Here is a 14,746-nt window from a genome sequence, read left to right as displayed (position 1 = left end):
ACCCTTTTTTATGGGACGAACTACCAGATCGGCTGCTCGTCCTGCAAAAACGGGTTGTGCAGTCGCTCTTCGCCCAGGGTCGACATCGGCCCGTGACCGGGAATAAAGGTCACGTCGTCGCCCAGGGGCAGCAGCTTGCGCTTGATAGAGTCGATCAGCTGACCGTGATCGCCGCGCGGAAAATCGCTGCGCCCTACCCCGCCCTTGAAGATCACATCCCCAGAGACCAGCAGGCGCGACTGCGCATCAAAGAAGACAATGTGGCCAGGCGTATGGCCCGGGCAGTGCAGCACCGCCAGCGTTACATTGCCGACGCTCACGCTCTCGCCCTCATCCAGCCAGCGGTCGGGCGTCAGAGGCTGACACTCCTCCAGGCCAAACATACGGCTTTGGGCAGGAAGCCCCGTCAGCCAGAACTCATCCTCTTTTTCCGGGCCGACAATAGGCACACCGTAGTGTTGCGCCAGCTCGGCGGCGGCTCCCACGTGATCGAGATGACCGTGGGTGAGCAAAATCTGCGTCAGCGTAACGTCAGAGGCGGCAACCACCTCTTTGATACGCTCGGCATCACCACCGGGATCCACCAGCGCGGCCTGACGCGTCTCCTCACACCAGATCAGAGAACAGTTCTGGGAAAACGCGGTAACCGGAATAAGACGATAGTTCATACTGCTCCTTTTCATTAAGCCCTGTTACCAGTGCCGAACCGGCCCGGTATCAATATGTACAAAGTTGCTGCGCGGGTAATATCCTACACCACCTGCTCCCATAGATAACGCAGCTTTGCGAATATTGCTTAATGCGAGGCCTTCAATATGGAAATCCATTGCCTGGCCTTTAGTGTGGTAGCTGTGCTTGGCGACGCCGCTGCTGTGGGCGCGAAGCTCATTGTTGGTATCGACAGAGCGATAGCCAGAGATAAGCTGAACCGGTTTACGCGTGCCGAGCAGGCCCTGCAGGCGGTAGATCTGGTCGAAAAGCTTAGGGTCAATGGACGTCACTTTATTGGCGCGATAGTCGCGGAAAAAGTGGTTAAGTTTAGCTAATTCATCCTGAATATAGCCCTTGCCGTCAAAAAACTCGGTTTTGATTGACTCTCCGGTATGTAAATTACTGAGGGTCAGGATCCGTGGGCGTGGCGTAGAGAGGGTAGCGAACGCAGGCGTTGGCAGGATGGCTGCACCGAGTGCAATGCCACCTAACGCCAGCAGTTTGCGGCGATTAGCGTCAAATTTATCCATGATAATCAGGTCTACAGGTAAAAAGGTTGCTTAATTAATGCACTTCTGGCGCGTGAAAAAGCACCTTACCGGGCAAAAATTCTTACGTCAAGGAAGGTCAAGCGTGGTAAAGACGGGCCGCGTAGCCTGGAGAGCCCGTTTTTACCAGTGATTTGGGGAATGGATTAATCTGAACTACTTCATTTATTTGATTAATTGTTCCGCCTTCGGCAAAACGTCAGCGCTTGAACGGGCGGTCAGATCGTAATTGTAAATATCTGTACGATACTGGGTACGCCCGTCGCTGCCGACGAAGGCGGTCAGGTAGTAGAGGTTCACCGGAATATTCTGGCGAATATTCACGTAGCGCGTGTTTCCTTCCTGCAGTGCGTCAGAGATGCGCGTATCGTTCCAGCCTGCGTCCTGCAGCAGCATGCTGGCCAGCTCGGAGGATTTATTCACGCGAACGCAGCCGGAGCTGAGCGCACGCTCGTTCTTCTGGAACAGAGTATGGTTCGGCGTATCATGCAGGTAGATAGCATCCGAGCTGGGCATATTGAACTTGTAGCGGCCCAGGGAGTTATGCGCGCCCGGAGCCTGCTGGAAGCGGAATGGCAGATTAGACGGCGTGATGGTGCCCCAGTCGACCCGCCACGGATCGATCGTCTCTTTGCTGTTCCAGCCGCGCAGCACAACATAGTTATGTCGCTCCAGATAGCCGGGATCGTTCCACACCTTCGGCAGAATGTCCTTGCGCGCCAGGGTCGGCGGGACGTTCCACGGCGGATTGACCACCACGTTATTGAGCGCGCTGCTCATCATCGGCGTTTTACGGTCGGGACGACCGACGATCACCCGCGAGGCCAGCACCTCGTTACCCTGCTGATAATAGACCAGCGAGTAAGCCGGAATGTTAACCATAATGCCGGTAGAGATCGTGCCCGGCAGCAGGCGCAGACGCTGAATGTTAAGAGCCAACACCCCTGCGCGCTGGGCGGGGGTCACATTAAGCCAGTCGCGGGTGGACTGACCGATAGAGCCATCGCTCCCCAGCCCCTGCCAGGTCTGGAAACGTTTCACCGCCGCCACCAGCTCGGGATCGTAGGTGCCGCCGCGCGCAGACTTCGCCTTTTTAGGTTTATCCCCCGGCAGAACGATGTTCTCGGCGTTATCCAGCATCCCCGTGCGGGAGAGGATCTCGCGCAGGGCGGGAATATCGTTGCTCCACTGTCCCGGACGCAGCGTGGCGGTGCTCTTTAGCGTCGGCCACGGCTGAGTATCACTCACTAGCTTCAGCAGCGACGTGTGCATCAAAGAGTACTGGTCATGCTGCGGTGCAAGGCTGGCAACAAAGGGGGTCAGATGGCCGTTATCCAGCGCCATCTGCCACTGGTTAATCACCGTCAGCGGCGGCGTCGCCAGCTGATAGGGTTTGGCGCTATAGAGCCAGCTATTGCCCTTAACGGGAATACCAGCGATGAAGTGCAGGTAGCCCAGCATGGCATCAGAAAGCACCACGTCCCGGGCCTGACCGGTTACAGCAGGATCGGTCAGCAGCTCTACCCATTTCGTGAACTGGGGCTGGAAACCGGCGATTGCCACCTCGGCCAGCTGTTGCTGAAACGCTTTAACCGCCTCGCGATCGTCCCACATGGCTTTTTGCTCGCGGGCGGCATAGAGCGCAACGAGCTGGTTCATATAGACCGGGGTATAGCCTGCCGGCAGCTGAGCCTGGATTTCAGCACGGGTTTTGGCCATCAGGCCAGCATCGGCCAGCGCCTCTACGCCCGCCAGCACCGCGGTAGCGTGGGACTGCACCAGCGGCTCGGCCAGCGCCGTAGGCTGTACGCCCATGCTGGCAGAGCTGTCGGTTGGAATAACTTCTGGCTCATCGGCCATAGCGTTAAACAGCGGAGCAAACGTGAGGGCCACGCACAAACTCAACGCGGATACCCGACGACTCTCTTTTTTCTTCAGCAACATCCCTTGCCCCCTGTTTAAAAACGAATCGATTAATCCGTCTGGTTCTATGAGTATATAAAGACAAAAATACATTTGCCCGGCAAAATGTAAAGAAGATTAAAGATTGATCTGGTGCTGGTTGGGCCAGCAGGCAATAAAAAAGGGCGGCTATGCTGCCGCCCTTTTGCTCGATTAACCGTCAGGTTACGCTGGCATCCGCCGTGCCGGGCAGCGGCTCAGGCAGCTGCGGGGCAAAGCCGCGCAGGCCCACCACGTGCACGTGCTCTTGATTGTTGAACACCTTACGCACCAGCTTATAGGTGGTACCTTTCTCCGGACTGATGTTTTCAGGCGCAGCGATAATCAGCTGCATCTCCAGCCGCTCGCACAGCTCAAACAGCGTGGCGATAGAGCGGGCATCAAGACGGGCGGCCTCATCGAGGAACAGCAGGCGGCATGGAGAGATATCTTTCCCACGCAGACGACGGGCTTCGTCTTCCCAGCTCTGCACCACCATCACCAGAATCGACATCCCGGTACCGATCGCCTCCCCGGTAGAGAGCGCGCCGGACTCGGCACGCAGCCAGCCGTCGGATCCACGGTTAACCTCGACCTCCATCTCCAGATAGTTACGGTAGTCGAGCAGCTCTTCACCGATGGTCTGCGGCGTACGCTGGCCCATATCAATCTGCGGGTTCAGGCGCTGATAGAGTTTCGCCAGCGCTTCCGAGAAGGTCAGACGGTTGCTGTTAAAGAGATCCTGATGCTGTTCGTGCTGCTCGGAGAGCACGTCCAGCAGCGTAGCGTGGGTCTCCCGCACGTTCACGTTCAGACGTACGCTGTTCACCTGACCAAAGGAGACGCTCTGTAGCCCCTGGTTGAGCTGGCGGATACGGTTCTGCTCGCGCTGGATGGTTTTACGAATGATGTTTGCCGCACTGCGGGAGCTGATCGCCAGCTTCTGCTCGCGGGAGGTCAGCTCTTCCGTCAGACGGCCCAGCTCGATCTCCATCTGCTCAATCGCTTCAACCGGATCGTCGGTGCGAATAATATCCTGACGGATACGCTCGCGCAGATGCTGGTAGACTGCGACAAAGAACTGGATCTTACGCTCGGGGCGCTTCGGATCTTCGGACATGCGCAGCACGTCGCGCAGGTGTTCGTTATCCGCCACCGCCAGACGCAGCGCACCCAGCGCCTTATCCGACATCGAGCGCAGCTCATCGGCAGAGAGATAGGCCAGCTCGCGACGGTGCAGACGACGCTCAACGCCGTTATCTTTCACCATCCGCATCACCGCGCACCAGCCCGCTTTGGCCGTCACCACCTGCTCGCGCTTCTCGTAGTAGTCACGCTCAAGCCGCTTGAGCTTGCGGGTCAGGTTATCCATCTCCGCTTCGCAGAAGGTCAGGGCTTTCTCGAGCTGGTTGCGACGCGCGCGGTTGCCGGAGAGCTGGGCATAAAGCTCATCCCGACGAATGCGCGCCCGCTCTTCCGAGCCGCTGTCTGCCCGCACGCCAATCTCCTGCAGCTCTTTATGCAGATCGTTCAGCAGCTCTTTTTTGGTGTCATAAGAGCTTTTCAGCGATGCCTGCACTTGGCCGTACTGGCTAAGCTGGGCGGCGTGGCTGCGCATCGCCTCACGGGCGCGGGCGCGTTCGCTCTCCGCCTGCTCCAGACGCTGGCGCAGCTTCTCGTTAAGATCGCTGTTGCCGGTGAGCATCGCGGCGGAATCGCTATAGCTAAAGTGGGCGCGGCGCTGCACCACCTCGGTGAGGGCAAACGCCTGCTGGCGCGCTTCACGCTGCACCTGCTGCGAGTAAGCATAGTCCTCTTTTAGCTGTTCAAACTGCTCCGGGTCGCTCTGCAGCACCGAGACCACCGGCTCCAGCTTCGCCAGCTGGTTACCGAACTGCTGGATAAAGCGTGCCGCTTCCTGGGCTTCGTCAAGGCGCTCGCGGATCTCATCCACGCGGTCGGCCAGGGTATCGTCGCTCAGCAGGTTGATGCGCGGCAGCAGGCGGTTAAGGGCGCTGACGCCCTCCTTGGCCTGATCGTACTGGGCACGGCTCTGCTGGTTGTCGCTCTCGTGAGCGCTGAGGGCGCGCTCAAGCTCGCCCCGACGACTGGTCAGGGTACGGATCTCGGCTTCCGGATCGTCCTCAAAGGCGACTGCCAGATGGCTACCGATAAAGCGGCTGAAGGCCTGATGCAGACGCTGGGTCTTCTGGACATCAAACGACAGCGTGGCGAAGCGCTCTGCCAGGGTTTCACGCTCGGCGTGCAGGCTCTCAATACGGCTTTCGCGTGCGGCACGGCCAAACAGCGGCAGCGACGGGAAGCGAGAGTAGCGCCACTGGCGATCGGCGACCTTAACGATCACCGCTTTTTCCAGCTCGTCGGCAGCAAAGACGCTGTCATCAAAGGACTGCGGATCCCCTTCGATCAGGTAGAGATCTTCCGGGCAGTCGGTTAATCCTTCCAGCTGTTCGGCGATCAGAGAGAGATCCGGCACCACGATAGCGTGACGGGATGGGCCATACAGCGCCGAGTAGTACGGCGCATCGTCAAGGCTGACATCATCGTAGATTTCAGAGAGCAGCACGCCGCCGAAACGTTCCGCCAGGGCGTTGAGACGGGCATCTTCTGCCCCGCCTGGCTGGCTCAGACGCTCGATCTCGTCGTCTACCGCCTGCTTGCGGGCACCGATTTCGTCACGCTCAACAATGGCTTCGCGCTCGCGCTCCAGCAGCTGTTGCAGAAACTCCGTTACGTCCTGGCTTGATTCAAACTCTTGCCCGCTCTGCTCGCAGAGCTGGTTGAGGCTGTTCTGCGCGGCCAGCCAGACCGGGGCACGCTTCAGCAGGCGCTGAATACGTGCCTGCAGCTGCTCCAGCTCCTGACGCAGGGCCATGCGCTGCTCACCGGCGTTGGCAACGGTCTCAGAGAGGGCGGCAATCTGCGCCTCCAGCTGCTGGTGCAGGGCCTCCAGCTCATCGGGGTCGACGCGCTTGTTGTGACGCTTGCAGAACTCGGCCAGCAGACGCTCGGCCTCCTGCTGCTCGCGCAGGCGCTGCTCCAGCTCGTTAAGACGCATCCGCAGCGGCTGCACCTGGTCTGCCAGGTGGCGCTGGTTAACGGCGTCACGCAGCAGCTCCCGGGCGACGCTCCAGGCCTCGCTGCGCGCGAGCGGACCGTTAATGGCCGCCACCAGCTGATACGCCTGCTCAAACTGGCTGTGCGCGGTCTGGGCCACGCTCATCTTCTGCTCCAGCGAGAGCAGCTTCTCAGTGGCTTCCTGCTCTTTGGCCTGGAAGGTCTCCTGCCACTGCTGGGCGCTCTCCGGCGTCAGATCCGGAATGTGGCACAGGGCCTGAGCGCGCTCCAGCGCGGCCAGCGCCTGGTTATACTGGATGGCACGCGTCTGCTGCACGTCGAGCGCCTGCTGATAGTTGGCAAGCTGGCTCTTCAGCTCATCCACCTCCAGCTCGGCGGCTTCCGCCCGGGCCTCGTTCTCTTCATGGCGGTCGGCGGCTTCTGCCACCACCTCGTTCTGCTCCTCCAGACGGATTTGCAGTTCGTCGAGATCCGCTTCGTAGCGCTCAATTTTTTCCTGCTGACGCAGCGCGGTTTGCACCAGGTTCAGGTGGTCGCTGGCGGCCTGGTAATCCGCTTCGAGATCGCCCTCCGCCCCGGTGTGCTCATGCAGCTCCCGCGCCATCTCAACGTGCTTATACTGCTCGGCAGCCAGCTGCGACCGGGAGGTAAAGAGATCCCGACGGAAGGCCAGGGCCTGATCGAGATGCACCCGACGCTCGTTGGCGTGGCGCATGTAGTCCGAGGCCACGTAGTTGGTGGCTTCGCTGATCAGGTGCTTGAAGAGATCCCTGTCCGACTGGGTGACGCGGATCGCCTCCAGGGTCATACGGTTCTCCCGCAGCGCGGCTTCCATATCCTGGAATGCCTTCCGTACCCCGCCGTTTTCCGGCAGCAGGTAGTCACGCAGCGAGCGGGTAATGGCGCTGGAGATCCCGCCGTAGAGCGAGGCCTCAATCAGACGGTAGAACTTGCTGCGATCCGAGGCGGAGCGCAGGCGACGCGCCACGATGCCCAGATCGAACATCAGGGCGTGGTAATCGATAATTGAGTTGAACTGCTTGAACTGAACGCCTTCGATCTCATCCAGCTTCTCTTTCAGCTCGGTCAGGCTCAGCACCCGCGCCTGACGCTCGTTGAGCGTCTCGGTCAGCAGCTGGGTCGGTTGAATGCTGGTCGGCAGGCCCTGAATCGCAAAGGGTTTAATATCGACTTTGCGATCGCGCCCGGCGACCTGCTGCAGGCGCACGCCTACCACCACGCGCTGGTTGCGCGAGTTGATCACGTCCAGCACCGAGTAACAGACGCCCGCCTTCAGCTTGCCGTGCAGGCCCTTATCGCGCGAGCCGCTGGTGGCCCCCGCTTCGGTGGTGTTACGGAAGTGCAGCAGGGTTAAATCCGGGATCAGCGCCGTGACAAACGCCGCCATGGTAGTGGATTTACCGGCCCCGTTACCGCCTGACAGCGTCGTAACCAGCTCGTCAAGGTCAAAGGTGCGGGCAAAAAAGCCGTTCCAGTTTATCAGCGTTAGCGAGCGAAATTTACCGCGATCGATCATGACTCTTCCTCCGCACTGTCCGGCTGGTTCTCATCTTGCTCATCATTGAGCTGCAGGTTGTTCTCTATCGGCATGGCCTCGCCGTCGCGGATCATGCGCAGCTGTGCTTCACGCAGATCGTCGCCGCCGCGCACGTCAGCGCCGAAGCGGAACACCGACTCGGTGATGCGGAATTTGCTGCTGTCGTTCCCCATAAACCAGACCATGCCCAGGCGGCGCAGACGGTTCAGGGAGGAGCGCACCTTCTCCTGTAATTTCTGGCGATCGACGTCAGAGCCGGTGGAGCGGTTGTTAACCAGCTTCAGCAGCTTGCTCTCATCTGCCAGCGCCAGCAGCTCGTCGTAGAGCTCCTGCTGGGTAAAGATGCCCTCGTTGGCCAGGCGCTCCGGGCTAAGATAGAGGTAGCAGAGGATCTTGCCGACCATCATATCCAGCTCTGAAAGCACCGAGCGCGGGATCAGCGTCGTGGAGCGCGGGCGCAGGTAGAAAAACCCTTCTGGCGCGCGGATCAGCTCCACGTTATAGCGGGCGTAAAACTCCTCCAGATACTCCTGGAAGTCCATCAAAAATGCGTGATTGTCCAGCTCATCAAGACCAATGTGGCGACCGGCACGCAGCTGACTGTCCAGCGCCGGGAACAACGGGTTAGCCAACGCCTGCGCCAGCTTGACTGGCATCACTTGTTCAATATTTGTCAATGACATGCGCCTGTACCCTGGCTCCGTAATCATTAATTGGCTGCCATTTTGCTGGCAACCCGGTGAAATCGCCCTGCGCTACGCCGAGGCGTACCGCCTGATCAACCACAATTCGCGCAACGTCAAAGTGACGCGCCCGCGGATATTGCGCCAGATATTCGCGTACTACGAGACCGAGATCCAGTGGCACTTCTCTGGTTTTATATACCGCCAGCTGCGCTTCAATCATGGCGGCAAGCTGCTCGCGAATTTCGTTAAACTCTTCAAATTCGAGAGCCGGTGGCAGTTCGCCGGTGACCTCTTCATCGCGCAGCGTCATCTCTTCGTCGCGCATATCCAGCAGACGATCGGCGCTGGCGTAGGTCAGTGCCCATGGGGCATCGAAGTAAGACTGCACCGACTGGCGCAGGCGCTGGGCAAAGACGCGGTTTTTATCCATATCGATGGCGGTACGGATAAACTTATGCACGTGGCGGTCGTAGCCGATCCACAGATCGATTGCCTGCTGACCCCAGCTGATGATGCGGTCCAGCTTGCTTTGCAGATCGAACACCAACCGGTCGACGAACTCGAGATCGTTATGGGCAAGGGTCGCATCCTGGATGCGCAGCAGGTTGGCCTGCAGCTTATCCCCCGCCGCCTCCAGCGTATCCTGCAGCTCACGCAGGGTACCTGAGGTTTCCGACAGCAGAAGCTCACAGCTGGAGATCGCCGCCCGCCAGTCTTTGTTCAGCAGCTGGGCGATGTCATCTTTCACCAGCTGCTGCTGCTCGTCCATAATCCGCTGGGTCAAATCAATGCTGTCGAAAATCTCCGCAACGGAGTACTTGAGCGGGGCATAGACGTGACGATGCCAGTGGAACTCGTCTCCGCCTTCCGCCGCCGCGTCAGCCGCGCGTTTCAGTTCGCTGGCAACAATAGAGAGCTGCATCGAGAGGCGCAGCGTAGAGAACTCGCGCTGACGGATGTAGTAGTCCGTGATGCCGATCCCGAGAGGTGTCAAACGGTAGATGGCGTTCCCCTCGGCCTGCTCGCTGGTAAAGCGGTTCAGCAGGCGCTGGCGCACCATATCGTTGATGGCGTTATTGGCGCGCACGCCGATGGTTTCGCTGGTCTGCTCAAACGCCTCGCTGACGTGACGAAACGCGTCAATCAGCTCCCCTTCGCTCATCTCGCCATCGAGTCGCTCGCCGTTGAGGGTGGCGACAGCCAGCAAAAAGGAGAGTCTGTCCACCGGCAGCGCGATCGAGAAATCATTTTTTCTGGCCCAGGCAACCAGTTCGGGGACTGTCTGGGAAAATTCACTCATCGTTAATCCTTGTATCTACCTGCGGCTTCTGCGCGGTAACGTGTATATAGCGGCCCAGGCTCAGGTAGGGCTCCTGACGGCAGTAGCGCGTCTCCAGCTCCACGAGTGCAGCAAAACAGTCATGCTGTTTTTGCTTATCGCGCAGATAATCGTGAAAAACTCTGATACCGGTTTTACCGGTGATCTGCCAGCCCATCTCTTCGAGCCAGCCGTAAACCTGCTGCGGATCGCGCGGAAAGTCCGGTGAAAGCGTCCGCCGTTTCTTTTTGTACATGCCCTGCTGCACATAGCCAAAATTGCCGACCAGCACGTTCCGCATCAGCAGGCCGTTGGCATTGTAAAACATCAGCGACAGCGCGCCGCCGTGACGCAGCGCCGACCAGAGGGTTTGCAGTACGGCAACCGGCTCGGCGACCCACTCCAGCACGGCATGGAACAATATCAGATCGACCGGCGATTCCAAGTGCTGGGCAATGTCCTGAGCGGCGCAGTGGATAAAATGCATGTTGTCGATCACACCTTCCGCCTCCGCCGCCGCGCTGGCCCGGGCAACCATCTCACCCGACAGATCGCACAGGGTGACGTGATGACCGAGCTTCGCCAGCCGGATGGCCGTCTGCCCCTCTCCGCCGCCAGCATCGAGAATACGCAGCGGTCGTGGGCCAAAGGTCGCCAGCAGCGCGTCAAGATCCTGCCACAGGATCGCCTGACGAAGCTGCCCTTTCGTCGTGCCATAGATATTGCGGGAAAACTTCTCCGCGATGTCATCGAAATTGCGATCCTGCATCTGCTACTCCGCGATCCTGGCAAAACCGCTATTTTGTCACAGCCACGTTAAGAAGGAACCTATCTGGTGTAAGATCCACAGAATAACCTGCTGTATGGTCAAAAAGGAAACGGAAGCCATGCTTTTTACGCTGAAGAAATACATTGGTGGGATGCTGCTGCCCCTGCCGCTGCTGCTTTTGCTGATGGGGATTGGCCTGGCGCTGGTCTGGTTTACCCGCTATCAGAAGTCAGGTAAGGCGCTGATGAGCGCGGGCTGGCTGGCGCTGGTGCTGATCAGCCTTCAACCGGTGGCGGACGGTATGCTCAGGCCGATAGAGCAGACCTACCCTACCTGGCGCGGCACCCAGCAGGTGAAATACATTGTGGTGCTCGGCGGGGGCTACACCTGGAACGATACGTGGGCACCCAGCTCCAACCTCATCAACAACAGCCTGCCGCGTCTGACCGAGGCGGTACGCCTGTGGCGGCAAAATCCAGGCGCCAAAATGATCTTCACTGGGGCACCGGCGGTCACCAACCCGGTCAGCACCGCCGAGGCCGGGGCGCGGGTGGCTGAAACGCTGGGCATCCCGCGTAGCGACATTATGACACTCGACAGTGCCAAAGATACCGAAGAGGAGGCCGCCGCGGTGAAGCAGGCTATCGGTGAGACGCCGTTTCTGCTGGTGACCTCGGCGTCGCATCTGCCCAGGGCGATGATCTTTTTCCGCCACGCAGGCTTACATCCCCTGCCCGCACCGGCTAACCAGCTGGCGATCGACTCACCGCTTAACCCCTGGGAGCGCATTATCCCCTCCCCGGTGTGGCTGATGCACAGCGACCGAGTCGGCTATGAGACGCTGGGGCGCGTCTGGCAGTGGCTTAAGGGTTCGTCAGGCGATCCACGGCACGAGTGATTTTGAGGCGAGGTCAAAATTGGCGCGATTGAAATGGCCGGTGTTCACCAGCTGCGCCACCTCGTCCCACAGCGTGTAGAGCCAGCGCCGCCAGATAAACGACTCGGAAACCGGGGCATGCTGGAGATAGTGCCACAGCAGCCCTTCTGCCAGCGCGCTGTCGGAGAGGCGAAACAGCTCGTACTCCCGCGGCGCCCAAAGCATGACGCCTGGCCCTACCATCGCCACCAGCTGATCGGTGCGGGCATCTTTTAACATGCTGCGCAGGTTCAAATTGCCGTGCACCAGCACGCAGTTGTCGTTAAAGCCTTCAAAGAGTTTGGGCAGGCACTCCCGGGTGCGGAACAGGATCCGTTTATCCTGCATTGTCAGGCCAGTGTTTTTAAACTGATTGAGGGTGTTCCACAGCACCTCAACCCGCTGGCGATACCATGAGGGCCAGATGTTCTCCTGGGTGCTGTCCACCACGCCGACACAGCCGTGGCTATCCTGCCGATGCCAGGCGAGCAGCGCCTCAACGATCTGATCTTTGAGTTGCTCCCAGCGCTCCGGCGTGCGGGCCGGAGCCTCAACCGGTACGCCGCGCAGCCGCTCGATCAGCAGCACGTCCGGGCCGGGGTGCTCGTCATGGGTCATCACCCCGTAGACCACCGGCATGCGAACCGTACCGCTGCGGGCCAGCATCGACATCTTCCACGCCAGCTGCCGCGCCAGACCCGGCGTGGTAAAGCTTCTCGCCAGCAAGGGCATGGGGTGGCCGTGGCTGTCGTACAGTGACCACAGCGCGGTGTCCGCCTTCTCGTTAACACACTCCACGCGGCTGAGTTTTTCCCCCAGCAGGTGGCTCAGTTCGGCACGTAGTTGTTCCATTCACGTTTCCCCCTTACGAATACCCTTACTTTTTATAATGGGCTTCCGTCACAGAGATGTCATCCTGATAAGATCAAAACAGCGGTAGAAAGTGTAGAAATTCCCCTCCGGGCGGAGGGGAGAGAGGAACTAGCGGAGTTCAGCGCGCACGCGGGCGAGATCTTCTGCGGTATCCACGCCGGTGCCGGGGATGGCCTGCGCCACATCAACGTGAATCTTTTCCCCGTTCCAGAGCACACGCAGCTGTTCCAGCATCTCGATCTGCTCCAGCTGGCTTGGCTGCCAGGTGACGTAGCGGCGGATAAACCCGGCCCGGTAGCCGTAGATACCGATATGGCGCAGGAAGTTATCGCCGATAGCCTCGCGCGACTGGGCGAAGCGGTCGCGATCCCAGGGAATGGTCGCCCGGGAGAAGTACAGCGCGTAGCCCTCGCTGTCCATCACCACTTTAACCGCGTTAGGGTTAAACGCCTCTTCCGCGCTGTGGATCGGCACAGCCAGCGTCGCCATCCCAACCTGGCGCTGGGCCAGATTCTCCGCCACCTGGCGAATAATCGCCGGTGGGATCATCGGCTCGTCGCCCTGGACGTTAACGATGACCGTGTCATCGCTAAAGCCGCACGTCTCCACCACCTCTGCCAGCCGCTCGGTGCCCGACTGGTGATCGGCGCGGGTCATGCACACTTCGCCCCCGGCCGCTTCGACGGCCAGCGCCACGTCAGGATGATCGGTAGCAACAATAATTCGCGCCGCCCCGGACTCGCGCGCCCGCTCCAGTACGTGCACGACCATCGGCTTGCCGTTGATATCCACCAGCGGCTTACCCGGCAGGCGGGTTGAAGCATAACGCGCAGGAATGATAACAACGAAACTCATGGACGGCTCTCTTCGGCTGCGAGCGGGCGAGCTTCGTTTTCCAGCAGTACCGGAATACCTTCCCGCACCGGGAAAGCGAGGCTGTCGACTTTACAGATCAGCTCTTGTTTATCCTGGCTGTAGTAGAGCTTACCGTTGCAGACCGGGCAGGCAATGATTTCGAGTAGACGGTGATCCATAGTTCCTCCTGAGGGACCGAAAGTGGTATGCCTTAAATGTTATCATATTCCCCTAATCCACAGCGGCAATTTCCCATTCGCCTTGCCTGTGGGTAAAGAGCCCGTCCGGGAGGCGTTTGCAGACCACCTGCCGCGCGCCCTGCCAGCGGGCAAAATCCTCAATGGCCGTTGTGAGGCCGCTCTCCAGCCTGCGGCCCGGCTTGATGTCTGGCTCCAGATAAAGGGCGATAATTTCTAGCACGCCCGTTTTACGGTGCATCTTGGCATCCATCCGCCCGACCAGCTGCCCGCAGTGCAGCAGCGGCAGGACAAAATAGCCATACTGCCGTTTTGGTGCCGGGGTGTAGCACTCCAGCCGGTAGGTAAAGTTAAAGAGCTGCTCGGCGCGCTTGCGATCCCACACCACCGGATCGAAAGGCGAGAGTACCGCGCTGTGGGTAGCGTTCAGCCTGCCCGCCTGCGCTAGCTCAAGCTCGGACAGCAGGTCGGTATGCACAAACGCCTCCCCCAGAGTTTCAACCTCTACGCGCACCACCTTCTGCTCAGCCTGCCAGCGCGCCATCAGCGCGGGCAGTGCCGGCTGGCGCAGACGATAGTAGTCCGCCAGCCAGGCGGGGCGAAAAAGACCTAAGCTGCGGGCGCTCTTCTCCAGCATCCGATCCTCCGCCACCGCCTGGGAGAGAAGATCCCGCTCGTCATCCCAGTGGGGCATCACGCGGTGGGTCAGATCGTAGACGCGCTGAAAGTTGCGCCGCTCAACCACCATCACCTTACCGGCGGTAAACAGCCCCTCAAGGTGTCGCTTATGCGGCTTCCACTCCCACCAGCCGCTGCTGCCTTTGCACGGATGAGCGAAATCCGCCGAGCGCACCGGGCCATTCTCAAGGATATGGGCAATAAGCTGCTCAATTTCAGCCGCGTGCTCATCCATCCAGGCCGCGCGGTACTTCCAGCCCATATTTTCCGGGGCCAGCATGCGGTGGCGTACCAGGGCAAAATCCTCACGCGGCAGAAAGCAGGCCTCGTGCGCCCAGTACTCCATCAGCTCCCCCCGGCGCAGCGCCTCATCGAGCCATGACGGCGAGTAGTCGCCGAGGCGGCTAAACAGTACGAGGTAGGGGCTACGGGCCACGATATTAATAGTGTCGATTTGCAGAAGCGACATCTGCTGAATGGTAGACAGAATATCGGCAGGCCTGGCGCGGCGGCGCGGCTTTTTCAGCAGGCCCTGGGCGGCAAGATGGAGATGACGGGCGGCGGTAAGCGAGAGTTGCGGCACAGACATACGGGTTC

Annotated in this window: 12 protein-coding genes; 1 reads left to right on the top strand and 11 read right to left on the bottom strand. The window is 59.8% G+C overall.

Annotated elements, in window-relative coordinates:
- Positions 1-20: 20 nt before the first annotated feature.
- The 7 genes from NR795_RS03180 to cmoM form a co-directional block, all read right to left on the bottom strand.
- Positions 21-668 carry an MBL fold metallo-hydrolase gene (locus tag NR795_RS03180; protein ID WP_144812931.1) on the bottom strand — a complete coding sequence of 216 codons (648 nt, stop codon included), beginning with the start codon at positions 666-668 and terminating at the stop codon, positions 21-23.
- A gap of 24 nt (positions 669-692) precedes the next feature.
- Positions 693-1,241: a YcbK family protein gene (locus NR795_RS03175; protein WP_257757121.1), complete on the bottom strand. Its 549-nt coding sequence runs from the start codon at positions 1,239-1,241 to the stop codon at positions 693-695.
- 183 nt (positions 1,242-1,424) lie between these two features.
- On the bottom strand, positions 1,425-3,203 hold the full coding sequence (gene ldtD, locus NR795_RS03170; RefSeq protein ID WP_257757119.1) for a L,D-transpeptidase: 1,779 nt from the start codon (positions 3,201-3,203) through the stop codon (positions 1,425-1,427).
- A gap of 178 nt (positions 3,204-3,381) precedes the next feature.
- Complete coding sequence (gene mukB, locus NR795_RS03165) at positions 3,382-7,836, bottom strand: chromosome partition protein MukB (protein ID WP_257757118.1); 4,455 nt, start codon at positions 7,834-7,836, stop codon at positions 3,382-3,384.
- Positions 7,833-8,540, bottom strand: coding sequence for a chromosome partition protein MukE (mukE, locus tag NR795_RS03160; protein WP_144812944.1), 708 nt, complete (start codon positions 8,538-8,540; stop codon positions 7,833-7,835). The genes mukB and mukE overlap by 4 nt, the downstream gene beginning before the upstream one ends.
- The gene (gene mukF, locus NR795_RS03155; protein WP_257757112.1) at positions 8,521-9,843 is read right to left on the bottom strand and encodes a chromosome partition protein MukF; all 1,323 of its coding nucleotides are present in this window, start codon (positions 9,841-9,843) and stop codon (positions 8,521-8,523) included. Before mukF ends, mukE begins: the two co-directional genes overlap by 20 nt.
- Positions 9,836-10,630, bottom strand: a complete 795-nt coding sequence (cmoM, locus tag NR795_RS03150; RefSeq protein WP_257757110.1) for a tRNA uridine 5-oxyacetic acid(34) methyltransferase CmoM — start codon at positions 10,628-10,630, stop codon at positions 9,836-9,838. Before cmoM ends, mukF begins: the two co-directional genes overlap by 8 nt.
- A gap of 118 nt (positions 10,631-10,748) precedes the next feature.
- On the opposite strand from cmoM, the gene elyC reads away from it, so the two are divergent.
- The gene (elyC, locus tag NR795_RS03145; RefSeq protein WP_144812953.1) at positions 10,749-11,528 is read left to right on the top strand and encodes an envelope biogenesis factor ElyC; all 780 of its coding nucleotides are present in this window, start codon (positions 10,749-10,751) and stop codon (positions 11,526-11,528) included.
- On the opposite strand, the gene NR795_RS03140 is transcribed toward elyC, so the two are convergent.
- The 4 genes from NR795_RS03140 to NR795_RS03125 form a co-directional block, all read right to left on the bottom strand.
- A complete protein-coding gene (locus NR795_RS03140) occupies positions 11,505-12,398 on the bottom strand; it encodes a YcbJ family phosphotransferase (RefSeq protein ID WP_144812956.1) in 894 nt (297 codons plus the stop codon). The two genes, elyC and NR795_RS03140, sit on opposite strands and share 24 nt — an antisense overlap.
- Positions 12,399-12,527: 129 nt before the next feature.
- Positions 12,528-13,274 (bottom strand): 3-deoxy-manno-octulosonate cytidylyltransferase, encoded by a 747-nt coding sequence (gene kdsB, locus NR795_RS03135; RefSeq protein ID WP_257757106.1) that lies wholly within the window; start codon positions 13,272-13,274, stop codon positions 12,528-12,530.
- Positions 13,271-13,453 carry a Trm112 family protein gene (locus NR795_RS03130; RefSeq protein ID WP_042392435.1) on the bottom strand — a complete coding sequence of 61 codons (183 nt, stop codon included), beginning with the start codon at positions 13,451-13,453 and terminating at the stop codon, positions 13,271-13,273. Before NR795_RS03130 ends, kdsB begins: the two co-directional genes overlap by 4 nt.
- 52 nt (positions 13,454-13,505) lie before the next feature.
- Positions 13,506-14,738 carry a winged helix-turn-helix domain-containing protein gene (locus tag NR795_RS03125; protein WP_257757105.1) on the bottom strand — a complete coding sequence of 411 codons (1,233 nt, stop codon included), beginning with the start codon at positions 14,736-14,738 and terminating at the stop codon, positions 13,506-13,508.
- Between the last annotated feature and the right edge of the window lie 8 nt (positions 14,739-14,746).

It is taken from the genome of Pseudescherichia sp. L3, from assembly GCF_024656065.1.
Taxonomy (GTDB): Bacteria; Pseudomonadota; Gammaproteobacteria; order Enterobacterales; family Enterobacteriaceae; genus Pseudescherichia.
The sequence above is the reverse complement of the archived record's forward strand: the minus strand, read 5'-3'. Positions and strand labels throughout refer to the sequence as shown.